This window comes from Bacteroides sp. HPS0048 (assembly GCF_964240755.1).
GTDB classification, from domain to species: Bacteria; Bacteroidota; Bacteroidia; order Bacteroidales; family Bacteroidaceae; genus Bacteroides; species Bacteroides nordii.
Window position 1 is genome coordinate 108,757 of the sequence record NZ_CAXSVC010000004.1, and the last position, 25,390, is coordinate 134,146.

Consider the following 25,390-nt stretch of genomic DNA (forward strand, 5'->3'; position numbering starts at 1 on the left):
CCAGGCAAAAGGTAAATAGTATAAAGTCTTTTGTCTTTATCTGCAAATCAGTAATCTACTGTTCCCTAATTATCAGGCCCTGAAACCGATAACAGAACGTGGAGATAGCCGCATTTCATTGATCTTCATCCGATTTACAGCAAAACGCACATCTTCTTCTTCAATAGTCTGATAAAGCCTCTTATCTTCTGAAGGCGTGCTTCTGAATACTCTTTCTGCCATTGCAGGAAGTACCCCGTTCGTTATTAATTGTCCCATCCAGCGGGCGTTACTGAAATACGAATCTTTATGCTCACAGACGTGGACCACTGTTTCTTTCAGAACACTCCGCGCACCATTTGTCAGCACATATCCTTTCTTATCCAACAGATCATATCCTATCTGTAATAATTCGTCAACAGAGTAATCTTCAAAATGAAATTGATGCGGGAAACGTCCCCACAGTCCCAAGTTGGCATCCATCATCGCCTTCATCTCTTTTTCATAACCGGCAAATATAACCAGTATATCAGCATGCTCCAATGCAAGTACGGCTAATAAGGACTCCAATACCCGAAATCCAAAGTCCTTATGATCACTTGCTCCATCATAAAGCGTATATGCTTCGTCTATGAATAGTACATTGCCACGTGCACGTTCCAGAATTTCCTGCATATTCTTTTCCGTCTCCCCGATAAAACGCCCTACCAACTGTGAACGTCCGGTCACTATAACCTCTCCTTTGGACAATTGCCCCAATGCATGATATATCTTCCCTACCATCTTGGCTACTGTTGTTTTTCCCGTTCCCGGATTACCGGTGAAAATCATGTGATGTGCCCCTGGACCCTGAACAGGTAACCCCAACTGTTTACGTTTTTCATTGAAACGTACAAATTTGAAAGCCTGTTCCATATTCTGCTTTACTTTACTTAAACCAACCAAAGCATTCAGCTGCTTCATGCTTTCATCAAACAAGTTGGCTTGAGCTTCAAAAAAAGTTGTATCGATATCTTGTGCTTCAATACGTATAAGAGCTTCGGGCAAATCTTCGGATGGCTGATTATCTTCGAGAAGAATGCGTTCTTGCATACGGGGATAGATGGCCTTATGGATAAACTTACTGACGGTATCTTCTTTCCAATATAACAATGTTCCGTTATCAGATTCTGTTTTCATGCTCCGGTACAAAACCTGTTGTGCATCCGACGAAAGATAAAAGGATTCGCTTTCCAGCTGCTGCTCTATTAAATTAAGTATATCATGCATGGAGAAACTTTCTGTCTTAAAATGGTTCTCTTCCGGAAAATACGCAGCAAGTTCGGGGACTAACTCAAACAATTGATTAATCTCGGCGTCCATGCCGGACAGTATAAACATCCCTTCTTGTTTTTGCAATGCATTAATCATCTTGCCAATCACGTTCGAAGCACCCGGAGAGGTTAATGCTAATAAATGATCCAGATAAATAACTCTTCCGTAACACTGGGTGAAAAGTTCAGTTGCCGTTTCATAAGGATCCACCGCATTATGTGTTTCGGTCAGCGTATACGCGTTCACCTGTTTGAAGTAAATCTCCGAGCCGATAAGTAGAAAAGCTGCATTCTTTGCGAAAATCTCCTTATTCCTTCCACCCGCTCCGGTAATGACAAAATTAGAATAATGCCGGAGAACATTCAGCTTTCGACGCTTACGCAACCGGTCGAATTCACTCTGTTTATATAAGTTCAATAGTTGACGACGCGCAGCTGTCATGCCCGGAAGATTATGTAACTCATTATACCACAATGGATTCTTTCCCAAATAACGGGCAAGCATATAGTCAACTGAATTTTTATGGACAGGTTCATAGCTGCAATCGATCATTCCTTTTTCTCCTAAAGAGAAAGAAACCTTGTAAAGAGGTTCATCATTGTGTAATAATAGTACAAAATAATGCCCTTCCGTCCATATCCTTTTAGGATGGAAAGTCAATTTCAGGACGTTCTCACCCGACTCTGTATCTCCCGGTCTGCCTTCGGATTCGCCTACCAGATTTAGCAAACTATTATAACAGAATGCTGTAAAATGATGGAAGGAAGTAATTGCTTCCCTAAAAAGGATATTCAGATACATACGTCCGGAAGTTCCGCAGATCTCTTTAGAATCCCCATGATGCTCAATATGTACTGATTGTATAGTATACTTATTACTTTTATCCGTAAATGTTTTGTTTGATTTATTCTTATTCATAGTAGTATAATAATTAAGAGTAAAGAATATAAGACTTTTAAATGTATAGAAACACGAAATCCCGCACAAGTTAATATACGGGCATGAGAAAGACCGCCTCAGTAAAGAGACAGTTATGCGCAAATCATAAAATGAATGAGAAAAAAGGTTCAATTATGAAAAGTACAGGCCTGCATAGCTTTTTTCGTTCCCGATCTGCACGAATTTTATACCGGACAGATCTTGAACGTTGTTCAAAATGTCAAAGATCAAAATGCATCAATCGACAAAATCCCGACCGGGACTCTGTTAATCGAATCACATTGTTCATCTTTGAATTCTGAATTTCAAAACTGTGTTGCCTCATTTTGAGAAAAAGTTTTGTGCAAATATACAGGAACTTCCGGGCGTTTCCAAATAATGCCGAGGAAAATTGAAACAGACTCTAAAGATGATAACCGTAATTAAGGTATAACTATCCGTAATTTGTATACAAAAGTTTTTGTAGATTCTGTGCAATTTTGCAACGTGAAATAATAGATAAGAATATGAAGTTATTAAAACAAACCCGAATGCATATGTTTATGGAAAATCCAGTGTAAGATGCCCCCTAAAACCAAAAAGATTCTACCCCCTGAAAATATTCAATAATGCCCCCTCAAAAAGTCTTGACCGATGGGGTTATTATTATTTTAGTTTATTTCCCTCTGTATGCCGCCATCTTCCGGACACTTTCTCCGTTTAACTCAATTCGGTGAGCCGTATGTATAATACGATCCATTATGGCATCTGCCACGGTAGGATCCCCGATTGCGTCATACCAATTATCCGTCGGCAGTTGCGAGGTAATGATGATAGACTTGCGTCCATGCCGGTCCTCTATTATATCAAGCAGGATGGGACGTTCCTTGGCGTCAAGGTTCACAAGGAATAGATCATCCAATATGAGCAGTGTGCTCCGTTCGATTCTCTTGAGTTCCGCTTCCAATGTGCCTTTTAATTTTGCCACTTTAAGCGTACCCATAAGTTTCGGGGCATTCGCATAATATGTCCGTATACCCTTCTTGCAGGCTTCATACCCCATGGCTGTGGCAAGGAAGCTCTTTCCGGTACCGGATGAACCGGTGATGAAGAGGTTCTGTCCCTGGCGAATGAACTCCAGCGAAGCAAGCCGCTCCATTTGGTTACGGTCAAGGCCACGCGGGATTGTATAGTCTATCTGTTCGAGGCAGGCCTTGTAGCGGAACGAAGCTCCGCGTATAAGACGTTGGATGGCCGCATTGGCGCGGTAGTCCCATTCCCTGGCAAGTAACATGTGTAGGAAAGAGTCGATTGTCATTGTTTCGGCCATGGTGGAGGCCAGGCTTTCAGTGAAGGCGGCTGCCATGCCATGTAGCTTCATACGGTTCATCAGCTCGATTGTCAACGTATTGCGGTCTTTTTCGACTGCTATTGGGGTGGTAAGATTATTTGTTTCCATTGTTGTTCTTATTTAAATGTTTTGATTTTGCGAAGTAGGCTGCTCCGCGGATGTTTTTGTGGGTAGATGTTACTGGGACTTCATCATCAATGTCTTCTTTTGACAGGAAGTCTGCATCATCCCCACGCTCAAGGATTTGCCTTATTTCCTGATATCCGTATTGGCGCAGTTGCGTGGCGCATGCGCTTGCTGCCACCAACCGTTCCAGTCCGAAGGTCTTCTCCAGTGCCATGATTCCTTTGCATGAACGGAATGCCGCGGGAGGATACTTCTTGAGTTCCGCCACCTTGCGCAGATACAGCAACAGGACGTTATCCGTCTGACCGGCTCGTTCGTAAATCTGTTCCAGGTCCTTTTCGTAACTTCCATGGCGTCCAGGCAATCCGTGGGCATCCTTAGTCGTATAGGCATAGGGCGTGTCATCACGCTGATGTGTGGTCACCAGACGCAGGTCATGATATATTTCCAGCGTGTCGGCATCATATACAATCTCGACACGTTTGCCTATATACTCTTTTGGTACACTGTAATGGTGAAGCCGGAAGGTGACGTAGCTGTTCCGCATTACCGTTGCGGAGCGTCGTTCTTTCATCTGATGACGTATGGCGGGAAGTGGGCGGAGGCAGTCGGATTCAATCTGTTCAAACTGTTCCCGTCTGGACAGGGGACGTCCACTCATCCTGCGCCCGTTGAAGGCCGAGAGCGATTCGGAGATGGCCGCATTCAGAGATTCCAGCGAGTTGAATACAAGCCCCTCGATATCAGCATAGACAGAGCGGTAAAGCAGTTTCACGGCATTTTCCACCAAGGCCTTGTCTTTTGGATGACGTACCCGTGCGGGATATACGGTACATCCATAGTGTTCGGCAAATGCTGTAAACTCCTCGTTGATTACAGGCTCGTTGCGGTCGCTACGGGTCACGGCGGCCTTGAGGTTGTCAGGTACTATCGCCATCGGAACCCCGCCGTAAAAATGAAGAGCGTTCTCACACGCCCTGATCAGGTCCTGCCTTGACTGAGACCAGACCGCCTCGCAGTAGGTATAGTGGCTGCATGGAAGTATGGCCACGAACACTTCAACGCTGCGGCATTCGCCGTTTTCACTGTCAACTACCTCTAGTTTATCGCCAGCAAAGTCGATGTACATCTGGTCTCCGGCATAATGCTCGACATGCCCTACAACATGCGTTACCATGCGGTAGCGCATGAGATAGTTGCCGAAACTGGCATGTCTGTATCCGTTAGGATGTGTTTCGCGGTACTCTTCGTACAGGCTTTTCACTGTTACACCCCGGCGGCTAAGTCGGGCGGCATACTCAGGAAGAAGTGCCTCAAGCTCAAGTTGGCGTTGTGACGGAACCCTGTTGCGGCCAACACCCTCGGAGAACATCTCCTGGATGCGGGCGGAAGGCATGGCTGCCAGTTCCTTTATCGGTATGCCACACTCTTGAAACAGGCGCACATATCTGCGCACCGTGTTGCGGGACAGCTCAAAGCTCCTGCTTATCTGCTTTATCCCCATCCCCAATGCATAACACTGGAGAATGTTTGCTATCTTTGTTGTCATAGTAGAAATGATTTTATCCCACCGGTCAAGACGGGTATCAAATCTACGAAAAAAATCCCCTGACGGACATTGTCTGACAGGGGCATTTTTATATTGGAATCAATGGGCAGGATTATTCGGGCACAAGGGGATAGAATCGCTTGGTTTTAGGGGGCATCTTACACTGGATTTTCCACTATTGAATCATCCTGTTTTATATCCATAAAAAAACAGTTTCAAAAGTTATTGTAATCGTATAAACAATTAATTATTTGCTTATTAAATTTACATTATATTTCTACAAGATTTCTTTCTTTTATTTTCTCAAGTGAAAGTAATACTATTGATCCATATATTGAATCTCATCGGAAACTGATAGAATGAATTTGATCTCAAAAGACGTGCTTTTCCGTAGAATGAATACACTGCCAATAAGTTATTGCGTTCGATTAATAATCAGATTTGCAAACAACGGTCTTATGGCAGGTAGTATATATAAAAAGGCACGATGTATATGTTGTGATTTCAGATACATAAAAATGCTAAATAAACAGATAAGGAGATCGCTTGTATATTGAAAATATTCAACATTTCAATAATTTATAACACATTGTAAATCAAGATATTACACAGGCTATTTTTTCTCTACGAGAATCACCTCGTTTCTCTACGGAGATCGCGTCGATGCTCTACGAGAAACGGGTCGTTTCTCACCGAGGAATAAATTGAATATTCATAAGATACAACAACTTGCATAAACATGAAAACAGAAATAATTATCAATTGTTATGAAAACAGAAAATGAAGTAAAGAAGTGAGGCTTTTATTGATTGATTTTTATCATTGAAAAATATCGGTCAAAGCTTAGGCGGTACGATTACAATAAATGATCGTATGCTGTTTGAAGTAGTTGAGACTGCTGAGACTTTAGAGAAAGGTTTTTGCTTCTAATAAAAAAACGAACCACTAAATCAAAGAATGATGAAAAAACATAGAGCACCAAAATATTTATATTACACAATAATCTATTGATTATCAATAATTATATATATTTGCGATATAAACTTAGTTTTTATTCTAAGAAAGCATTTTATTCTATCTCTTTGGAACCAATTAAAATAGCAAAATATATATGGAATATGAGCTGAAAGAAAGCTTGTCATTATTTATGTATCAAGTCAGAATAGAATAGGGTATAAAGATAGGGTCAGGAACATAAATTGCCTATAAATAGTAACAAAATTAAAGGAAATAGGATGAAGGATTATAAGAAGATAAATAAAGCCGCTTGGAATTTGAAAACCGACATTCACATTAAAAGTGAATTTTACAATAATACACTCTTTTTGAAAGGGGATTCATCATTGAAACATATTGAACTAGATTTATTAGGAGAGATCAAAGATAAATCTATCCTCCACATGCAATGTCATTTTGGTCAAGACACCATCTCACTATCTCGATTAGGTGCAAAAGCTACAGGTATAGACATATCAGATAATGCGATTAATTATGCTCAAAATATGGCAAAAGAGTTAGAGATGGTATTCTGCCGATATATTATAATAAGGTATAAAACAAAAACGGTGTAGCCCACAGTACAATACGCATACTGTGGGTTACACCGTTGGTCTCCCTATCGGTATCAATCGGGGGACAATGCAAAAGTTATTAGGGTATTTCGTCAAAACATGAACACAGCGATTTGTGGGAAAAGGCTATTTGCAGACAGGAATATAACAAGAGGATGGTTTGCAGCAAACCGCAATGTATCAGGATGCATTACGGTGTATTATCGGATTGGTCTCCCGATTGAGACCCCAAGAAAAAAGCCCTTGAAAGTGATTGACTTTCAAGGGCTTTGAAGTGTCGTTGCGGTGCGTACGGGACTCGAACCCGTGACCCCATGCGTGACAGGCATGTATTCTAACCAACTGAACTAACGCACCAATATTTTGTTCTAACTATCTCTCTCGATTGCGGATGCAAAGGTAGACATTTTTTTTATACCTGCAACAATTAGAAGGAAAAAATGCGAATATTTTTGTTTAAGGTAACTCATCAAAGAAAAACATTTCATGGATGGATTTATTCTTTATCTTTGTAGCTCAGAAGTATAATATAAAAATAAAGACATGAAAGATACACCTATCAAACAACATCTGATTGACGAAACTATCGAAGAATTTCAGATTGCAGACTTTTCAAAAGCAACCATTCGCGAAGTAAAAGCCATTGCAGCCAAAGCTGAAGCAGAATCAGGAATAGAATTTATTAAAATGGAAATGGGCGTACCCGGTCTCCCACCCTCAGCTGTGGGGGTAAAGGCAGAAGTGGAAGCATTGCAAAAAGGGATAGCAAGCCTGTATCCGGATATTAATGGACTTCCGGAACTTAAACAGGAAGCATCACGTTTTATTAAAGCATTCATAAATGTAGATTTAAAACCAGAAGGATGTGTACCTGTAACAGGATCCATGCAGGGTACTTTTGCTTCATTTCTAACTTGCAGTCAGTGTGATGAAAAGAAAGATACCATACTTTTTATTGATCCGGGATTTCCTGTACAAAAACAGCAACTTGTGGTTATGGGGCAAAAATACGAGACTTTTGACGTATATGATTTCCGTGGAGAAAAGCTGAAAGAGAAGTTAGAAAGTTATTTGCAAAAAGGAAATATATCTGCAATCATCTACTCTAATCCCAACAATCCAAGCTGGATTTGCCTGGATGATAAAGAACTTAGAATCATAGGAGAACTGGCAACTCAGTATGATGTTATTGTTTTGGAAGACCTCGCCTATTTTGCCATGGACTTCCGTCAGACTCTCAGCACTCCGTTCCAGACACCTTATCAACCGTCAGTAGCACATTATACAGACAATTATATATTGCTCATCTCCGGTTCTAAAGCATTCAGTTATGCAGGACAACGTATCGGTGTCAGTTGTATTTCCGATAAGTTATATCACCGCTACTATCCCGGACTCACAAAACGTTATGGTGGAGGAACCTTTGGAACAGTATTTATCCACCGTGTTCTTTATGCACTATCATCCGGTACCAGTCATTCGGCACAATTTGCTATGGCAGCAATGTTGAAAGCAGCCAATGAAGGAGAATATAATTTCCTTGATGAAGTGAAAATCTATGGAGAACGGGCAAAGAAGCTAAAAGAAATTTTTCTTCGCCATGGTTTTCATCTTGTATATGATAAAGATCTGGGTGAACCCATTGCCGATGGTTTCTACTTTACAATTGGTTATCCGGGAATGACAAGCGGAGAATTAGCCAAAGAGTTGATGTATTATGGTGTAAGCGCTATTTCTCTTGTAACTACCGGAAGCCATCAAGAAGGTCTGCGAGCATGTACTTCTTTTATAAAAGATCATCAATATGAACAATTGGATGAAAGAATGAAAATTTTTAAGGAAAATCATCCCATATCATAAAAAGTACACAGAAAAGTAAAAAAAAGGAGAAGATAGTTTGTTCCTGCGAAATAAATATTTATATTTATCGCATGAATAATATCAATTCCGACATATTTAAGATACAATCTAATAATGTATTGCCTTCACGGGGAAAGATTCTGATATCAGAACCTTTCCTGTGTGATGCAACATTCGGACGTTCGGTAGTATTGCTCGTTGACCATACTGACGAGGGAAGCATGGGGTTGATAATGAACAAACAACTTCCTTTGCTGGTGAACGATGTCATCAAAGAATTCAAATATCTGGAAGATATACCTCTCTATAAAGGCGGCCCCATAGGGACAGACACACTTTTCTATCTGCATACTTTGCCACATATTCCTGGAGCGCTCCATGTAAGTAAAGGATTATACCTGAACGGAGATTTTGATGCCCTGAAAAAGCATATTTTACAAGGGAATAATATCAACGGAAAAGTACGTTTCTTTTTGGGATATTCGGGATGGGAATATGAACAATTAATACAGGAGATCAAAGAAAACACTTGGTTGATTGCCAAAGAAGAAGCCTCTTATCTACTCAATGGAGAAGCCAAAGATATGTGGAAAAACACACTGGGAAAGCTGGGTAGCAAGTATGAAACCTGGTCTCGCTTTCCACAAGTTCCTTCATTGAATTGATTGATTAACGCTGTCCGAAACGTTGCATCAAGGCAGCATCTTTATATCCCTCTGAGGTTACAATCCAGTCTTTCAATAAGCCACACTGTACAAAACCACAGGAGGAAAATAATTTCATACTGGCTTCATTCTCTATTGCGACATGAGCATAGAGCTGATGAATTTGCAAAAAATCAAATGCATAATCACACAACAAATTGAGTGCATCAGAAGCATACCCCTCCCTACGAAAATCGGTATGTACTGCAATACCTACTGCCCCACGTGAATGCAAAGGAACAAAGTCGGTTACATCAATCGTTCCAAGGATACGATTGTCTTCACGTCGTATAATCATAAGACGCAATTGCTTATCGGCAAACATATCACTCTGAGACCCTTCAATGTACTGGCGTAATACATAACGGGAATAAGGAACTGTAAAACTACTTATATCCCACATCAAAGGATCGTTTTCCATTTCGTACATTATATCAATATCTTCCGGTTCTACAGCACGGAGATAGATACGATCATTTATTAAAAAAGATTGTTTCATGTTTTAGTTAATACGTTTATACTTGGCATAGAAATAACACAAAGCACAGAAGTGCTTCCATGCCAAACGAGAGAATAATTTCTTATTTGTAGCACGACGCCAATGATGTACTATTGTATATTGAGGGAGGTAAACGACTTTCCAGCCTTCTGCCACAATACGCATGCAATAATCAGCATCTTCGGGCCCATAAAATATATTTTCATCTAACAGTCCGATCCGCTCTATCACTTCCCGGCGAATCATCTGACATGCACCTATTACATAGACAGGTTCGATAGGTGAAGTGACTGTTTGTAAATCCGGAGCATTCGTTTTAGTTATACCTAATACATTTTTTATCTTCAGCCATAATCCGGGAAAGGGCTTAAAACTATCTTGTATCTGACTATTGCTATCTACCAGCCTACAAGCACACAATCCCACTTTCGAATGTTCATCCAAATAAATCTCCATTCCGGATATCGCATTTTCATTCACCACAGTATCATTATCAAGGAATAACACCTTCTTACCTTGTGCAAGTTCCAGACCTCTGTTCCGGGCATAAGCCACTCCTTTATTGCAATCATTTATATGCAGATAAATTTGGGGATAATTCACGGTCAGATATTGACACGTACCATCTTCCGAACCATTATCGACTACTATTACTTCAACATCCTCCCGTTGCATGACAGGTTGAAGCGAACATAAACAGTCCTGTAGATAAGAAAGCTGATTCCAGGTAATAATTACAATAGATAATTGAACCATTCTTTTCAACCGAACAATTTGATTTTTAAAGCCTTTAATGCATGAGCAAATTCACTCCAATTAGAGAACCGTTTCAGCTGCGTTATGACAAAATGCGGAGAAAGGAAATAACTGACATTATTATAGAATAGGATACGTTCCATATCTCTTGAAGACAGCGAGGGATATCTCAATATTGATTCACGTTGTACGTCAGTAGGAACGTATTCTTTGGTTTCCAACCAACCATTTTCTTTAGCCATAGCATAAAACTCCGTACCTGGGAAAGGAGAAACGATGTTGAACATCACCTGATCTACTTTCAGAGCCTTTGCTTCACGCAGAGTATGCCGTAATGTCTCTTTTGTTTCTAACGGACTGCTTCCAATAAGGATATTCAATTTTACAGGTACATGATATTGTTTCAACCAACCTATAGCCGTATAAATCTGCTTACTGGTGATTCCCTTCTTTATAAATGCCAGAATTTCATCATTGAATGATTCAACGCCTAAATCTACATAACGGCAACCAGATTCTCCAAGCATCTGTGCAATTTCTTCCGTTATAGCATCTACGCGCGCCTGGCATCCCCATACAATACCATATTTCTTCATAATACGGCAAATATCCCCCGTACGTTTTTCATTCCAAATGAAATTATCATCCATGAAACCTATCGCTTTATACCCCTCCTTACTTATTTGTTCTACTTCTGCCTCTATGCTTTCAATAGAACGGAAGGAGATAAATGGCTTTTTACCATGCTCTTTCTGATATTCTATTTCACGGGCAAAAGTGAGTGAGCTGGGGACGCAATAAATGCAATGGAACGGGCAATTCCGGGAAGTAACCATCGTTGTATAAGGTCCTATTTTTAACTTGGGATTAAAGTATCTTCTATCCTGTATGAAGTGGCGTGCCGGGAAAGGCAAATCATCCAGTTCTTTCATCAAAGGACGGGAAGGATTGTGTTTCACTTTCCCTTCTTCCAAATAAGAGATGCCTATGATAGATGTCCAGTCAGCACCATCAGCTATTGCTTTGGTTAATTCCAAAACAGTTAGTTCCGGCTCTCCACGCACAACTATCTCTTTGTCACTCAGCAAACATTTGGAAGTGAAATAAGTAGGACCCGGTCCCATAAATATAACGTAGGCTTTCGGATTATTCTTCCGAATCAGTTCCAATGCCAATAAATCATTTTCAATGGAGAGATTAACAGCCCAGATATAATATATATCACTGGCATCGTTTTTCAGAAAATCGGAGAATACCTCACGAGACTCACGTTTATAGACAAAATCACGATAATGGATATCATCAAAGCCTTCCTTTTCAAGTAAAGCAACAACAGTCAGCTCATAAATATTAGGTGCAAGATAAACCACACGGGTACAACCGGCGGTACGTTCAGCCGGATTCTTATTGTCAAGTACAGGAGGTATTAAAAAAGTAAGTTTCATGCTCTCATCTTTCTTTGATTTCAAATAGAATCTCCCTTATTTATATGTAATTCTTCACGTAAACGCTTATCACCAGGAATACAAAATAAGGAAGCTGTTAAAGTTATTAACGCACAAAGCAGTCCTGTATTGCTCAAAGTCAGATAATATGTAAGAATATTAATGATAACCGCAGCCTCCAACATTAACAAACGCACACTACTCCATCTGAAATACAGACGCAAAGCTTCCGGAAAAGATACTACATCTATTTTTTTAGTCAGAACCCATGAAAATAATTTTAATGCCAAGGGTACACAAGTTGCAGCCAACAGGATTCCGATTGTTTCTAACAGATAGGAGGCCCTGAAATTATCAGCATATAGTCCTACCCACTCATGATCACATTCACCCAATAAAACGATTATCAAAGGAACCCCCCAGAAAAGGGTATATTCTATTTTTAAATTTAAAAGGGTTTTCCGTATTAGTTCTTCCATAATACAATTTTATTTTTTTCATACAGTTCCTGTAAATACCGTCCGGTTAACAATGCTTCGTCCCAATGTCACCTCATCGGTATACTCTAACTCGTCACCTATAGAAACGCCACGGGCAAGTACACTCAACTTAACACCCATTCTTTCGAGCTTACGGTAGATATAAAAATTAGTCGTATCTCCTTCCATGGTGGTACTCAGGGCAAGTATAACTTCTTTTATTCCTCCGTCTGCTACACGTTGCACAAGACTATCTATCTGAAGATCACTGGGGCCTACTCCATCCATAGGTGAGATAACACCTCCCAGCACATGATATAATCCACGGAATTGCTGAGTTCCCTCTACCGCCATTACATCCCGAATATTCTCTACCACACAGATTGTTGAAGCATCACGGGCGGGATTGGCGCAAATCTGGCAGGTATCTGTGTCGGATATATTATGACATACATGGCAATACTTCACCTCGCGTTTCAATGTGATAATTGAGTTTCCAAAAGCTTCAACGGTAGCGCTGTCTTGCCGCAGCAGGTGAAGCACCAGTCTCATAGCAGTCTTTCGTCCTATTCCGGGAAGTTTGGAAAACTCTCCGACTGCCTTTTCAAGCAGCACAGAAGGATATTGTTGGTTCATATATTTCTAACTGAATCTATTATTCAGTGCAAAGATACTTATTATTTGCAGATAGAAAAAGCCCGTCACGTGAATTGCGAAATAAATTGTACCTTTGCGCCCGTTATGAGAATACTTGTCACTATTATATGCTACTTTGCAGTACTGCTACTGATAGCCCGCCTTACCGGAAAAGGAAAAAGAAGCGGTTCGGATGCTGCATTCTTCCGGGGAGAGAACCGGTCACCGTGGTATATCGTCTCTTTCGGGATGATCGGTGCCAGCATATCGGGAGTAACCTTTGTCTCTGTACCCGGTATGGTGCGAAGTATGGACATGACGTATATGCAAACAGTTTTCGGCTTTTTCTTCGGTTATCTGGTGGTAGCACACGTGTTACTTCCATTATATTACCGGCTCAATCTGACAAGTATCTACAGTTATCTCGGCACACGAATCGGACCACGAACTTACCGTACAGGTTCTTTCTTTTTCTTATTGTCCCGTATGTTAGGTACAGCTGCCAAAATGTATCTGGTTTGCCTCATTCTTCATACTTATGTATTCGGTAACATGGGTATACCCTTCTGGATGATTGCTGCCGGATCCGTGGCACTGGTCTGGATATATACGCATAAAAGTGGTATAAAAACGATTGTCTGGACAGATACTTTACAAACCTTCTGCCTGATAGCAGCGTTAATCTGCATCATCTATATCACCATACAAAAGTTGGATTTAGGAGGAAACAGCATAATACAGCTTATCAGCAACAACCCACATAGCCGTATATTCATATTTGATGACTGGATGTCACGACAGAATTTTTTCAAGCAATTCCTGAGTGGCATTTTCATTGTAATTGTGATGACGGGGTTGGATCAAGACATGATGCAGAAAAATCTTTCCTGCAAAAACCTGCGCGAGGCACAAAAGAATATGTATTGTTACGGGTTTTCTTTCATCCCGCTGAATCTCCTGTTTCTTTGCTTGGGGATCCTTCTGTTGACATTGGCAGGACAAATGAACCTTATCCTCCCGGAAGTGAATGACGATATACTTCCGATGTTTGCCACACAGGGATATCTGGGGCAAACGGTACTTGTACTCTTCACAATCGGTATCATTGCAGCGGCGTTCAGTAATTCCGATTCCGCACTGACTGCAATGACTACCAGTGTATGTGTAGACCTTCTTGACACAAATAAAGATATAGAAGAAGTAGCTCGGCAACGACGTGGAAGAGTACACATTATACTATCTGTGATACTCATTTTCTTCATCTGCCTGGTAGAAGCACTCAACAGTAAAAGTGTGATCGATGCTATTTATATCATTGCTTCCTATACGTATGGCCCACTATTGGGAATGTTTGCTTTCGGACTATTTACACACAGAACCACCCGGGACCGGTGGGTACCGTTTATAGCAGTAGCTTCTCCGCTAATATGCTATGCTCTCGATTGTTTCGCAATGCAGAGGTATGGATATAAGTTCGGGTATGAGTTGCTAATGTTGAACGGAATACTTACTTTTGCAGGGATGTACGCTTTATCTTCAAATGAAATAATTAACAAAGAATATGGAAATATCAAACGCTGAATTTATTGTTAGTAACACGGACGTGAAAAAATGTCCGCCCGGGCATTTTCCTGAATATGCTTTCATAGGACGCTCCAATGTGGGTAAATCCAGCCTTATTAATATGCTGACCGGCCGGAAGGGGCTGGCTATGACATCAGCTACTCCCGGGAAAACAATGCTCATCAATCACTTTCTAATCAACGATAGCTGGTACATCGTCGATCTTCCGGGTTACGGTTATGCCCGTCGCGGAATGAAAGGTCAGGAACAGATTCGCACCATCATCGAAGACTATATTCTGGAACGTGAACAGATGACAAATCTCTTTTTGCTGATAGACTCCCGCCTGGAACCACAGAAGATAGATATGGAGTTTATGGAATGGTTGGGCGAAAACGGAATACCATTCTCCATCATATTCACCAAAGCAGATAAGCTGAAAGGCGGACGTTTAAAGATGAATATCAACGCATATATACGCGAACTTCGCAAACAGTGGGAAGAGCTCCCCCCCTATTTCGTATCCTCTTCGGAAGACCGGATGGGACGTACGGAAATATTAGATTATATAGAAAGTATCAACAAAGAAGTTAATTCAAAATAGACAAATTAGAATGAAAAAGTATGTTTTATCGCTGGCAGTCGTGTCGGCCTTATTGCTTGTTACAACGGATGTACAGGCACAATCATGGAAAGATTTATTTAATAAAGACAACATCGAAAAAGTAGTAAATGCCGTAACCGGTAATCAAACGATAGATATGACTGGAACCTGGACATATAGCGGTTCGGCTATTGAGTTCGAATCAGATAACCTGTTACAGAAGGCAGGTGGTGCAGCAGCGGCGGCCGTTGCAGAAAAGAAACTGGACGAGCAGTTGGCAAAAGTCGGTATTAAAGACGGACAGGTCAGCTTTACTTTCAATGCGGACAGTACTTTTACAAGTACAGTAGGAAAACGTACTATGACAGGAACTTATTCATATGATGCTACAGACAAAGTTGTACACCTGAGATACTTCAAGTTGCTGAATATGAATGCAAAGGTAAACTGTACAAGTACCAATATGGATCTGCTGTTCAACTCTGACAAACTATTGAAACTGATTGCATTTATATCAAGTAAAAGTAGTAGTACAACTCTTAAAACAATCAGTTCACTGGCAGACAGTTATGACGGAATGATGCTGGGGTTTGCATTGAAGAAATAAACCATTGACAAACAGAAAAGTACCAATGATGGGATTTACAGAAAGTGCCGGTTGCATATTAACCAAATGTAACCGGCACTTTTTTATTAGCCAAAATTCATGGAAAGTTGTGTTTCCCGCACAGGGAAGTGCGTTAGGCGATGATTGCTGAATGGAAACACAGGACGAACGCAGACTTTTACTCTTAATCTACTACTCCGAAACGATACACACAATGACTGTAATATTTCTCTCCGGGACGAAGTACTGTAGACGGGAATTGTGGTTTATTAGGACTATCCGTAAAATGTTGCGTCTCCAGACAAACGGCCGTACGCTTCTGATAAGCAATCCCCTTCTTTCCTACCATTGCACCACGCAATCCGTTTGCCGTATATACCTGCAAACCAGGTTCTGTAGTATAAACCTCCATACTACGTCCGCTTTTTGTATCTATTAGACGAGCTGCCAGCTTTGTATCATCTCCGTTCGTATTCAACACCCAATTATGATCATATCCTTTCACAATATTCAGTTGCATTACATTTTCATTAATACGTTCACCAATTAAATGAGGAGTGGTAAAATCAAAAGGTGTTCCCGCTACCGGTAGGATCTCTCCCGTAACACATTTCAACGAATCATAAGGAGTATACATATCCGCATTGATATAAAGAGACTGATCTTCAACTGTCGTATCAAAATCACCGGAGATATTAAAGAAGGAGTGATGTGACAGATTAATAACAGTAGGTTTATCTGTTTCCGCTTCGTAATGAATATCCAGTTCATTGTCATTGGTCACCACAAAAATAACATGTACCTGTAAATTACCGGGAAATCCGTTCTCCCCATCCGGAGAAAATAAACTTAATTTCAGTGCATTTTCATCCAGCTGTTCTGCCTGCCATATTTTAGACGCAAACCCCGGATCTCCTCCATGAGCACAATGTTCTCCGGTATTAGGAACAAGATGATATGTAATAGAATCCAACGTAAAGGTAGAATACATGATTCTACCGATATATCGTCCGATGGTAGCACCAAAGTTCTGTTTCTTGGCAAGATACTCAGCAATCGTTGGATAACCGCATACGATGTCCTCCATTTTCCCATTACGATCCGGTACCATTAACGATACGACTCTCCCACCGTAGTTTGTAATACAAACCTCCATTCCATTCTGGTTTTTAAGCACATACAAATTTGTCAATTGTCCGTCTACTTCCGTCTGAAAGTCCCGTACATCCAGACCGGAAAGTGTCATCTCTTTTTCTTTTCTACAAGAGGTACACAGCAGTAAAATAAAAGCTATAAAAATGATACTTCTACTATTCATAAGCTATTGTTCGTCTTTTTTTAATACTATTTCGCAAAGATACGGCATTATTTTTAAAAAAAAGCTCTACCTTTGTCATTCATAAACCATAAAAAGGAAATGAATATGAAAAAAATAGCATTATTCGTTGCAATGTTGGTAATAGGAATCAGTTATGCATCTGCTCAAACTGCCGACATTAAGTTTGATAAAACCACTCATGATTTCGGAACATTTTCAGAAAACAATCCGGTTGTATCCTGCGTATTTACTTTCACTAATATCGGTGATGCTCCTTTGGTTATTCATCAGGCTGTAGCATCCTGCGGATGTACGGTACCCGACTATACAAAAGAACCGATCCTTCCGGGAAAAACAGGAACGATCAAGGTTACTTACAACGGAACAGGTAAATACCCCGGACACTTCAAGAAATCAATAACTCTTCGCACAAATGCTAAAACAGAAATGTTGCGTTTGTATATTGAAGGTAATATGACAGCAAAAGATGCCAAATAAGAAAAAATAGACAACAACAGTAAGGAGAATCTTTCGATTCTCCTTTTTTTTTGCTTTCTTTGATGCATATTTACAGAATACATAATTAAACACATTAAATATTTATATAGAAACTATGAAACAAGAAGAAGACAAATTCACCGGCTTGCCCGAGAATGCGTTCAGAGAATTAAAACCGGGCGAAGTATACAACCCTCTGATGAGTCCCGGTAAAAATTATCCGGAAGTAAACTTCTGGTCAGTCACCTGGGGTATCACCATGGCCATCCTTTTTTCGGCAGCCGCTGCCTACCTGGGACTGAAAGTAGGTCAGGTATTTGAAGCTGCCATTCCTATTGCTATCATTGCGGTAGGTGTTTCCGGCGCGGCAAAACGCAAAAACGCATTAGGAGAAAATGTGATCATCCAGTCTATCGGTGCTTGTTCGGGTGTTATCGTAGCCGGAGCCATCTTTACGCTCCCCGCTTTGTACATTCTGCAAGTTAAATATCCGGAGATGACAGTCACCTTCATGCAGGTATTCATCAGTTCGCTGTTGGGTGGTGTATTGGGGATTTTGTTTCTTATCCCTTTCCGCAAATACTTCGTTAGTGATATGCATGGTAAATACCCCTTCCCGGAAGCCACGGCAACCACACAGGTACTCATATCCGGTGAAAAAGGAGGCAGCCAGGCCAGGCCGTTATTGATGGCAGGTATGATCGGTGGTTTATACGATTTTATTGTGGCTACTTTCGGCTGGTGGAATGAAAATTTTACGACCCGTGTATGCAGCGCCGGTGAAATGCTGGCAGAAAAAGCCAAGTTGGTATTCAAAGTAAATACAGGTGCTGCAGTATTAGGTCTGGGGTATATCGTCGGATTGAAGTATGCATCTATCATTTGTGCCGGTTCACTGGTGGTATGGTGGGTTATTGTACCAGGTATATCAATGTTTTGGGGAGATAGCGTACTGAATGCATGGAACCCGGAAATCACTAACACCGTAGGTATGATGAGTCCCGAAGAGATATTCAAATACTATGCAAAGAGTATCGGTATCGGTGGTATTGCTATGGCTGGTGTTATCGGTATTATCAAATCATGGAGCATTATCAGGAGTGCTGTAGGGTTGGCTGCCAAAGAGATGGGTGGCAAAGGGAATATTGAGAAAAACATCATTCGTACGCAACGTGACCTTTCTATGAAGATTATTGCTATCGGTTCTATTATTACACTGATTCTGATTTTCCTGTTCTTCTACTTTGACGTAATGCAAGGTGATCTGATACATACAATAGTAGCTATCGTATTAGTGGCAGGCATCTCTTTCCTGTTTACTACAGTGGCCGCCAATGCAATTGCAATTGTTGGTACCAACCCAGTTTCGGGTATGACACTGATGACGCTTATTCTGGCTTCTGTTGTAATGGTAGCTGTAGGATTGAAAGGCCCTTCGGGTATGGTGGCTGCATTGGTGATGGGTGGTGTAGTATGTACAGCCTTGTCCATGGCAGGTGGTTTCATTACCGACCTGAAAATTGGTTACTGGCTGGGAAGTACTCCTGCCAAACAGGAGGCATGGAAATTCTTAGGAACAATTGTTTCGGCTGCTACGGTAGGCGGAGTCATGATTATCCTGAATAAAACATATGGTTTCACAAGCGGAGCACTGGCTGCACCACAAGCAAATGCTATGGCAGCCGTTATCGAACCACTGATGAGCGGTGTAGGTGCACCCTGGTTGCTTTACGGCATCGGTGCGGTATTAGCTATCATTCTGACACTCTGTAAGATTCCTGCTCTTGCTTTTGCACTGGGTATGTTCATCCCGTTGGAACTGAACGTGCCTTTAGTAGTAGGTGGAGCCATTAACTGGTATGTGACTAGCCGCAGCAAAGACACTTCACTGAACACTGAACGTGGCGAAAAAGGTACGTTACTTGCTTCCGGTTTCATTGCCGGTGGTGCATTAATGGGTGTTGTGAGTGCAGCGATGCGTTTTGGCGGTATCAATTTGGTGAATGATGCGTGGCTGAATAATACCTGGTCGCAGGTACTTGCTCTGGGTGCTTATGCATTGTTGATTCTTTATTTCATTAAAGCTTCGATGAAAGTGAAGTAATATTTCTCAAAGTAACAATATAAAAACTATTTTCATGAAAAACCTGTTAACGGTTGCATGTTTCGTAATACTCCCTCTGAGCTCCACAGCCCAGGGGGATCGTTACAAACAGATAACCGACCCTAATCTAACCAGTATCAATCGTGAAACTCCCCGCAGTACCTTCACATCGTACACCAACGAAAAAGATGCAACGGCAAACAACCGCAAAGACGGTACTCTCCGCCTCTCGTTGAATGGCAAATGGAAATTCAACTATGTAGACAGCTTCTCTACCCGCCCTACTGATTTCATGCTTCCTGAGAAAGATGTAAGTGACTGGGCAGATATTGAAGTTCCCGGTAACTGGGAGCGACAAGGTTTCGGAATTCCCATCTATGTAAATTCCTCCTACGAGTTTTGTTCACCAGGCTATGCCCCCTATTGGGACAAACCCAACCCTCCGTATGTACCGGAAGAATGGAACCCGACAGGTACCTATCGCCGTGATTTTAACCTCCCTGCCAACTGGGATGGAAAAGAGATATTTCTCAGTGCCGACGGAACCAAAGGTGCAGCATTCTATTACCTGAACGGAACATTCATCGGTATGAATAAAGATGCAAAGACTCCTGCCCGGTTCAACATCACGAAACAGGTGAAACCCGGTAAGAATGTGCTTGCCGTACAAATTCACCGCTTTTCGGATGCCAACTATCTGGAGTGCCAGGACTTCTGGCGGCTGAGTGGTTTCGAGAGAGATGTCTATCTCTATGCACAACCCCAGCTTCGTATTGTAGATTTTAAAGTAGAAAGCCCGTTGGATGCCGACTATAATAACGGTATCCTGAAATTTAAAATTAAAATAGCCAACAGTAGCAAACCGATATATCCTTCGTATGTTATCTCTTACAAACTTCTTGATAAAGACGGACAACAGGTAGCTACTTCAGACTATGCTGTGAAAGCAATGCCTGCTCCCGGAATCTCTCAGAGCCTGACCGAATTTGTTTTTGATGACAATATCATCAAAAGCCCTAAACAGTGGACTGCTGAAACTCCTTACCTTTACACCCTTGTTATCAGCTTGAAGAAACCCGAAAGTGGTGAGGTAATGGAAGCAACCAGTGTGAAAGTAGGTTTCCGTACCGTGGAAATGAAAAATAACCAGCTTTGTGTCAATGGTAAACCAATTCTCGTAAAAGGTGTAAATGTACACGAACACAATGAACACACCGGACATTACGTCACTGAAGAGCTGATGCTGAAAGACTTCGAACTCTGGAAGAAGTACAACGTAAACACCGTCCGCACCTGCCACTATCCACAACAAGAACGTTTTTACGAACTATGTGATGAATATGGAATCTATGTAATTGATGAAGCCAATATCGAATCTCACGGAATGGGGTATAACCGCGAAGTAGGTGGTACTCTGGCCAACAACCGTCTATTCATGGATGCACACCTATACCGTACCATCAACATGTACGAACGTGATAAGAACCATCCTTCGGTGATTGTCTGGTCATTGGGAAATGAGGCCGGAAACGGTATTAACTTCTACAAGACTTATAGTGCACTGAAAGAACTCGACAGTCGTCCGGTGCAATACGAACAGGCACATCTGGAATGGAATTCGGATATCTACTGTCCGATGTACACACGGCCTGCCGACATCGAGAAATACGCAAAGGATCCGAAGCATACCCGCCCGCTCATTTTGTGTGAATATGCACATGCTATGGGAAACAGTCTGGGTAACTTCCAGGAGTACTGGGACGTTATAGAGAAGTACCCGCTCTTACAGGGTGGTTGCATCTGGGACTGGGTAGATCAGGGATTTGCAGAGAAAACTGCCGACGGACGTAAATACTGGACCTATGGTGGTGATTACGGTGCTTTTGGTACTCCTTCAGACGGAGATTTCTGTATCAATGGCGTTGTTTATCCGGACCGGACTGTGAAACCGCATACTACGGAAATGGGTAAAGTATATCAGAATATCAAGTTTATCAACTTCAAAAAAGACAAGGGAACAATCGATCTGCGCAATGATTTCAGCTTTACCAATCTGGATAAGTATAATTATCACTACATTATTCGCGATCATGGAAAAGAGATCTATACAGATAAATTCCAGGTCAGCGGGGCACCGGGCGAGACGGTAACCGTACAACTGAAAGGTATCCCACAGGCACAAACCAGTACCGGCGATGTACGTATCGAATTTTATGCTACAGTCCGCATTGCGGAACCATTCCTTCCGGTAGGAACAGTAATAGCCCGTGAACAGAACTACATCTATACTTTCCACAAAGACAAAGTGGCTCAGCAAGAAGTTGCACCCATGAAGGAAACAGATACACAGGTTATCTATTCAGGAAAGAACTTCAAGGCTGTTTTTGATAAGAAGAGTGGTTTGCTCGTCTCCTACCAATACAACGGAGCAGAATACATTCTCAACGGGCAAGGATTACACCCTAACTTCTGGCGTGCACCGATTGACAATGATTATGGTGCAGGACTGGCACGCAAACTGGGAGTATGGAAAGAAGCAAGTTATCAAGATATAACAGCTGCCTCTTTCAATGCCCGTAACGGAGAAGTGACCTGTACTTACCAATTCCCGCAAACTGACGCAACTTGGGATATTACTTACAAAATTTACACAAACGGAGTAATAAAGGTAGATAACCGTTTTGTGGCAGCCAATGAAAAGACTCCGATGATTCCACGTATCGGCCTGCGTATGCAAATGCCGGAAACATTCACCACACTGACTTACTACGGACGCGGACCGGAAGAAAACTATCGTGACCGCCGTACTTCACAGTTCTTTGGTGAATACTCCACTCCTATCAAAAAGATGTACGAACCCTACATTCGCCCACAGGAAAACAATCACCGTACAGATATTTACTGGTGTGCACTTACCAATAAATCCGGTGCAGGATTACTCCTTGTAGCCGACCGTACTTTCGAAATGAACGCCTCAAACTATCCGCTCGAAACCCTTGATAGTGGAGACGATCTACACAACGCGGCCCCACGTACAGCCCAAACGAACCATCGCCATCTCACAGATCCGAAACCGGAAAAGATGGTAGATCTCTTTATTGATTACCGCATGATGGGTGTCGGTGGTGATAATAGCTGGGGAGCACTTGCACACGAGCCTTACCTGATTCGTACCGGTGCACAGAATGCTGTTGAATACGGCTTTACACTGGTTCCTTTCGGCCGTAAAACCGATTTCAGAAACTTAATTTATCAATATTAATAATGAAAACAATCAGTTCATTTTTACTGGCCGCCTGTTTATCAGGTGGCCCGGTTGCAGCGCAACAGGAAACAAATCTTATGCTAACCAATGCTCAGACATTCATCGATACTCCATACACTGCCCACACGCTGGAAATGGATGACGAAGAAGATCTTATTATCAATTGCGACGAAGTAGACTGCACCACTCTTGTAGAATATGTGCTTGCCATGTCTCTCTGCCCCACCCAGGGTAAAGATATGCGTGAGGGTGATTTCGCAGAGAATTTGCAACGCATCCGGTATCGTGACGGAAAGATTGACGGATACACTTCACGTTTACACTACATTGCCGATTGGATAAACAACGGAGTACGTGAAGGAATCATGGAAGATGTAACCGCTGCCAATAGCCCATATACACAGAAATTATCCCTCTCATACATGTCTACTCATCCGCAACAGTATAAACAGCTTGCTAACTCCCCGGCCAATGTCAGTAAAATGGCAGGTTATGAAAAAGCGTTGACAGGACAGGAAGTTCATTGGTTACCCAAAGATGCATTGCCCGTAACGGGACTTCCCTGGATTAAAAACGGAGACATCATCGCCATTACTACAAACACCCCGGGATTGGATGTGGCTCATATGGGGATTGCCATTTATATAAAGGACAATCTATGTATGCTTCATGCCTCTTCTTCAAAAGGAAAAGTATTAGTAGAAAAACTTGCACTGAGTCGCCTGCTCGACCGTAACAACAGTTGGACAGGAATACGCGTTATCAGAATGAAAAAATAAAAACAACGATGGAAACGACAAAAAGAATGAAAACTATTTATCTTTTACTCATCAGCCTGTTCCTTATGAGTGGCAACATTGCCGCACAGGATTGGGCTAACTTAAAACAATTCCAGAAGGACAACGCTGCACTGGGTACTCCTGCAAAAGGAGAAAAACGTGTCGTATTTATGGGTAACTCCATTACAATCGGATGGCTCCACAACTGCCCGGAGTTTTTCAAAGACCGTCCTTATATCAATCGTGGCATTAGCGGACAGACTACTCCGCAAATGTTGATTCGCTTCCGCCAGGATGTGATTGACTTACAGCCGAAGGTGGTAGTGATCCTTGCCGGAACAAACGATATAGCAGGAAATACAGGCCCTTCTACCCTTGAAATGATAGAAAACAATCTGGCTTCTATGGCCCAGCTTGCCAAAGCAAATGGTATCAAAGTAATCCTCTGCTCTGTACTTCCCGCTTTTGATTACCCCTGGCGTCCGGGTATGGAACCTAATGTGAAGATTCCGGAACTGAACAAATGGATCAAAGCTTACGCAGAAAAGAATAAATTTATTTATCTGGATTACTTCTCTGCAATGGCTGATGATAGAAACGGATTGCCTGCCGATTTGTCAAAAGATGGCGTACATCCCAACAAGAAAGGATATGAAATCATGCAGCCAATGGTTGAAAAGGCTATCGCTAAAGCTCTGAAATAACAAATTCAGGATCGCGTAAGCAGGCTCTTTATTTCAAGTTCAAGGCGTTGCTTCACTTCGGACATCGGGATTTCAAATCCCAGTTCCTGACGCAGTGAAGTAACGCCTTTATCTATAAACCCACAGGGATGTATATAGCTGAAATAACGCAAATCGGTATTTACATTCAACGCCAGTCCATGCATTGTGACATAATGGCTACTCCTCACTCCTATCGCACAAATCTTACGGGCACGGGAAGTATCTCCTTCCAACCACACTCCAGTTGCTTTCTCCAGCCTTCCGGCAGTGATACCATAGGAAGCACAAACACGAATGACGGCTTCTTCCAGTAAATGTACGTATTCTTTCAATCCCAGATCGAACTCTTCAAGATTTAGAATGGGATAGCAAACCAACTGTCCCGGACCATGATAAGTTATATCTCCACCACGATCAATATGGTAAAGTGTAGCGCCAATCTTTTCTAATTGTGCTTCACTCAAAAGCATATTGTTTTCTTTTCCACTACGCCCCAAAGTATAAACAGGAGAATGTTCGCACAGGATTATGACGTTCTCATACTCTTCTCCGTTTTGTTTGGCACGGACAAGGGTGTCAAAATATTCTGTCTGCCGTTGCCAGGCTTCGGCATATGGGATAAGATTCCAATCAATTACAGTTGTTTTCATAAGGGCAAAGATAAAAGAGAATTATGATTTATGAAGTATGATTTATATTAAAACTCCAATAGAGCAGCACAATAAATCACACTCCATAAA

Annotated in this window: 21 protein-coding genes and 1 tRNA gene; 11 read left to right on the forward strand and 11 right to left on the reverse strand. The window is 41.7% G+C overall.

Annotation, left to right across the window (positions count from 1 at the left end; translation table 11 throughout):
• Window positions 1–72 precede the first annotated feature (72 nt).
• From ACESQI_RS04665 to istA, 3 genes are all read right to left on the reverse strand, one after another.
• Window positions 73–2,211: an AAA family ATPase gene (locus tag ACESQI_RS04665; protein WP_002560380.1), complete on the reverse strand. Its 2,139-nt coding sequence runs from the start codon at window positions 2,209–2,211 to the stop codon at window positions 73–75.
• 676 nt (window positions 2,212–2,887) lie between these two features.
• Window positions 2,888–3,670: an IS21-like element helper ATPase IstB gene (gene istB / locus ACESQI_RS04670; protein WP_002558141.1), complete on the reverse strand. Its 783-nt coding sequence runs from the start codon at window positions 3,668–3,670 to the stop codon at window positions 2,888–2,890.
• A complete protein-coding gene (gene istA / locus ACESQI_RS04675; RefSeq protein WP_373125503.1) occupies window positions 3,657–5,237 on the reverse strand; it encodes an IS21 family transposase in 1,581 nt (526 codons plus the stop codon). The genes istB and istA overlap by 14 nt, the downstream gene beginning before the upstream one ends.
• Before the next feature lie 1,235 nt (window positions 5,238–6,472).
• On the opposite strand from istA, the gene ACESQI_RS04680 reads away from it, so the two are divergent.
• Complete coding sequence (locus ACESQI_RS04680; RefSeq protein WP_373125504.1) at window positions 6,473–6,808, forward strand: class I SAM-dependent methyltransferase; 336 nt, start codon at window positions 6,473–6,475, stop codon at window positions 6,806–6,808.
• A gap of 283 nt (window positions 6,809–7,091) precedes the next feature.
• Here the strand turns inward: ACESQI_RS04680 and ACESQI_RS04685 are convergent.
• A tRNA-Asp gene (locus ACESQI_RS04685) sits at window positions 7,092–7,165 on the reverse strand.
• A gap of 186 nt (window positions 7,166–7,351) precedes the next feature.
• Here ACESQI_RS04685 and ACESQI_RS04690 point away from each other — a divergent pair.
• Window positions 7,352–8,668, forward strand: coding sequence for a pyridoxal phosphate-dependent aminotransferase (locus ACESQI_RS04690; protein WP_122202165.1), 1,317 nt, complete (start codon window positions 7,352–7,354; stop codon window positions 8,666–8,668).
• Window positions 8,669–8,739: 71 nt separating this feature from the next.
• Window positions 8,740–9,333, forward strand: a complete 594-nt coding sequence (locus ACESQI_RS04695) for a YqgE/AlgH family protein (protein WP_195569972.1) — start codon at window positions 8,740–8,742, stop codon at window positions 9,331–9,333.
• Between the two features lie 4 nt (window positions 9,334–9,337).
• On the opposite strand, the gene ACESQI_RS04700 is transcribed toward ACESQI_RS04695, so the two are convergent.
• From ACESQI_RS04700 to recR, 5 genes are read right to left on the reverse strand one after another with little or no spacing between them, the layout of a single operon-like run.
• The gene (locus ACESQI_RS04700) at window positions 9,338–9,871 is read right to left on the reverse strand and encodes a GNAT family N-acetyltransferase (protein WP_002560504.1); all 534 of its coding nucleotides are present in this window, start codon (window positions 9,869–9,871) and stop codon (window positions 9,338–9,340) included.
• A gap of 3 nt (window positions 9,872–9,874) precedes the next feature.
• A complete protein-coding gene (locus ACESQI_RS04705) occupies window positions 9,875–10,627 on the reverse strand; it encodes a glycosyltransferase family 2 protein (RefSeq protein ID WP_002560505.1) in 753 nt (250 codons plus the stop codon).
• A gap of 5 nt (window positions 10,628–10,632) precedes the next feature.
• Window positions 10,633–12,072 carry a radical SAM protein gene (locus ACESQI_RS04710; RefSeq protein WP_263662915.1) on the reverse strand — a complete coding sequence of 480 codons (1,440 nt, stop codon included), beginning with the start codon at window positions 12,070–12,072 and terminating at the stop codon, window positions 10,633–10,635.
• A 20-nt stretch (window positions 12,073–12,092) separates the two neighbouring features.
• Complete coding sequence (locus ACESQI_RS04715) at window positions 12,093–12,551, reverse strand: hypothetical protein (protein WP_234130080.1); 459 nt, start codon at window positions 12,549–12,551, stop codon at window positions 12,093–12,095.
• An 18-nt stretch (window positions 12,552–12,569) separates the two neighbouring features.
• The gene (gene recR / locus ACESQI_RS04720) at window positions 12,570–13,187 is read right to left on the reverse strand and encodes a recombination mediator RecR (RefSeq protein ID WP_002560508.1); all 618 of its coding nucleotides are present in this window, start codon (window positions 13,185–13,187) and stop codon (window positions 12,570–12,572) included.
• A gap of 105 nt (window positions 13,188–13,292) precedes the next feature.
• On the opposite strand from recR, the gene ACESQI_RS04725 reads away from it, so the two are divergent.
• Genes ACESQI_RS04725 through ACESQI_RS04735 form a run of 3 tightly spaced genes read left to right on the forward strand, consistent with a single transcriptional unit; the run spans window position 13,293 to window position 15,961 of the window.
• Window positions 13,293–14,768 (forward strand): sodium:solute symporter, encoded by a 1,476-nt coding sequence (locus ACESQI_RS04725; RefSeq protein ID WP_025866418.1) that lies wholly within the window; start codon window positions 13,293–13,295, stop codon window positions 14,766–14,768.
• Window positions 14,749–15,354 (forward strand): ribosome biogenesis GTP-binding protein YihA/YsxC, encoded by a 606-nt coding sequence (gene yihA / locus ACESQI_RS04730; protein ID WP_234130081.1) that lies wholly within the window; start codon window positions 14,749–14,751, stop codon window positions 15,352–15,354. Before ACESQI_RS04725 ends, yihA begins: the two co-directional genes overlap by 20 nt.
• A 10-nt stretch (window positions 15,355–15,364) precedes the next feature.
• A complete protein-coding gene (locus ACESQI_RS04735) occupies window positions 15,365–15,961 on the forward strand; it encodes a DUF4923 family protein (protein ID WP_002560511.1) in 597 nt (198 codons plus the stop codon).
• Window positions 15,962–16,145: 184 nt separating this feature from the next.
• Here the strand turns inward: ACESQI_RS04735 and ACESQI_RS04740 are convergent, their stop codons facing one another.
• Entirely contained in the window at window positions 16,146–17,279 is a 1,134-nt protein-coding gene (locus ACESQI_RS04740; protein ID WP_007485474.1) for an aldose epimerase family protein, read from the reverse strand.
• Window positions 17,280–17,384: 105 nt separating this feature from the next.
• Here ACESQI_RS04740 and ACESQI_RS04745 point away from each other — a divergent pair, with 105 nt between their 5' ends.
• From ACESQI_RS04745 to ACESQI_RS04765, 5 genes are all read left to right on the forward strand, one after another.
• Window positions 17,385–17,777 (forward strand): DUF1573 domain-containing protein, encoded by a 393-nt coding sequence (locus ACESQI_RS04745; protein WP_002560513.1) that lies wholly within the window; start codon window positions 17,385–17,387, stop codon window positions 17,775–17,777.
• A 115-nt stretch (window positions 17,778–17,892) separates the two neighbouring features.
• Window positions 17,893–19,881, forward strand: coding sequence for an OPT family oligopeptide transporter (locus ACESQI_RS04750; RefSeq protein WP_195659857.1), 1,989 nt, complete (start codon window positions 17,893–17,895; stop codon window positions 19,879–19,881).
• Window positions 19,882–19,915: 34 nt separating this feature from the next.
• Window positions 19,916–23,143 (forward strand): glycoside hydrolase family 2 TIM barrel-domain containing protein, encoded by a 3,228-nt coding sequence (locus ACESQI_RS04755; protein WP_373125505.1) that lies wholly within the window; start codon window positions 19,916–19,918, stop codon window positions 23,141–23,143.
• A 2-nt stretch (window positions 23,144–23,145) separates the two neighbouring features.
• A complete protein-coding gene (locus ACESQI_RS04760; protein WP_373125506.1) occupies window positions 23,146–23,925 on the forward strand; it encodes an N-acetylmuramoyl-L-alanine amidase-like domain-containing protein in 780 nt (259 codons plus the stop codon).
• Between the two features lie 8 nt (window positions 23,926–23,933).
• Window positions 23,934–24,629 (forward strand): SGNH/GDSL hydrolase family protein, encoded by a 696-nt coding sequence (locus ACESQI_RS04765; protein ID WP_195659855.1) that lies wholly within the window; start codon window positions 23,934–23,936, stop codon window positions 24,627–24,629.
• 5 nt (window positions 24,630–24,634) lie between these two features.
• On the opposite strand, the gene lipB is transcribed toward ACESQI_RS04765, so the two are convergent.
• Window positions 24,635–25,300 carry a lipoyl(octanoyl) transferase LipB gene (lipB, locus tag ACESQI_RS04770; RefSeq protein WP_002560518.1) on the reverse strand — a complete coding sequence of 222 codons (666 nt, stop codon included), beginning with the start codon at window positions 25,298–25,300 and terminating at the stop codon, window positions 24,635–24,637.
• Between the last annotated feature and the right edge of the window lie 90 nt (window positions 25,301–25,390).

What these genes read in the sequence shown, in the direction of transcription:
- ACESQI_RS04665 (WP_002560380.1), bottom strand. Translation starts at nt 2,211, where the DNA reads ATGAATAAGAATAAATCAAACAAAACATTTACGGATAAAAGTAATAAG.
- istB (WP_002558141.1), bottom strand. Translation starts at nt 3,670, where the DNA reads ATGGAAACAAATAATCTTACCACCCCAATAGCAGTCGAAAAAGACCGC.
- istA (WP_373125503.1), bottom strand. Translation starts at nt 5,237, where the DNA reads ATGACAACAAAGATAGCAAACATTCTCCAGTGTTATGCATTGGGGATG.
- ACESQI_RS04680 (WP_373125504.1), top strand. Translation starts at nt 6,473, where the DNA reads ATGAAGGATTATAAGAAGATAAATAAAGCCGCTTGGAATTTGAAAACC.
- ACESQI_RS04690 (WP_122202165.1), top strand. Translation starts at nt 7,352, where the DNA reads ATGAAAGATACACCTATCAAACAACATCTGATTGACGAAACTATCGAA.
- ACESQI_RS04695 (WP_195569972.1), top strand. Translation starts at nt 8,740, where the DNA reads ATGAATAATATCAATTCCGACATATTTAAGATACAATCTAATAATGTA.
- ACESQI_RS04700 (WP_002560504.1), bottom strand. Translation starts at nt 9,871, where the DNA reads ATGAAACAATCTTTTTTAATAAATGATCGTATCTATCTCCGTGCTGTA.
- ACESQI_RS04705 (WP_002560505.1), bottom strand. Translation starts at nt 10,627, where the DNA reads ATGGTTCAATTATCTATTGTAATTATTACCTGGAATCAGCTTTCTTAT.
- ACESQI_RS04710 (WP_263662915.1), bottom strand. Translation starts at nt 12,072, where the DNA reads ATGAAACTTACTTTTTTAATACCTCCTGTACTTGACAATAAGAATCCG.
- ACESQI_RS04715 (WP_234130080.1), bottom strand. Translation starts at nt 12,551, where the DNA reads ATGGAAGAACTAATACGGAAAACCCTTTTAAATTTAAAAATAGAATAT.
- recR (WP_002560508.1), bottom strand. Translation starts at nt 13,187, where the DNA reads ATGAACCAACAATATCCTTCTGTGCTGCTTGAAAAGGCAGTCGGAGAG.
- ACESQI_RS04725 (WP_025866418.1), top strand. Translation starts at nt 13,293, where the DNA reads ATGAGAATACTTGTCACTATTATATGCTACTTTGCAGTACTGCTACTG.
- yihA (WP_234130081.1), top strand. Translation starts at nt 14,749, where the DNA reads ATGGAAATATCAAACGCTGAATTTATTGTTAGTAACACGGACGTGAAA.
- ACESQI_RS04735 (WP_002560511.1), top strand. Translation starts at nt 15,365, where the DNA reads ATGAAAAAGTATGTTTTATCGCTGGCAGTCGTGTCGGCCTTATTGCTT.
- ACESQI_RS04740 (WP_007485474.1), bottom strand. Translation starts at nt 17,279, where the DNA reads ATGAATAGTAGAAGTATCATTTTTATAGCTTTTATTTTACTGCTGTGT.
- ACESQI_RS04745 (WP_002560513.1), top strand. Translation starts at nt 17,385, where the DNA reads ATGAAAAAAATAGCATTATTCGTTGCAATGTTGGTAATAGGAATCAGT.
- ACESQI_RS04750 (WP_195659857.1), top strand. Translation starts at nt 17,893, where the DNA reads ATGAAACAAGAAGAAGACAAATTCACCGGCTTGCCCGAGAATGCGTTC.
- ACESQI_RS04755 (WP_373125505.1), top strand. Translation starts at nt 19,916, where the DNA reads ATGAAAAACCTGTTAACGGTTGCATGTTTCGTAATACTCCCTCTGAGC.
- ACESQI_RS04760 (WP_373125506.1), top strand. Translation starts at nt 23,146, where the DNA reads ATGAAAACAATCAGTTCATTTTTACTGGCCGCCTGTTTATCAGGTGGC.
- ACESQI_RS04765 (WP_195659855.1), top strand. Translation starts at nt 23,934, where the DNA reads ATGGAAACGACAAAAAGAATGAAAACTATTTATCTTTTACTCATCAGC.
- lipB (WP_002560518.1), bottom strand. Translation starts at nt 25,300, where the DNA reads ATGAAAACAACTGTAATTGATTGGAATCTTATCCCATATGCCGAAGCC.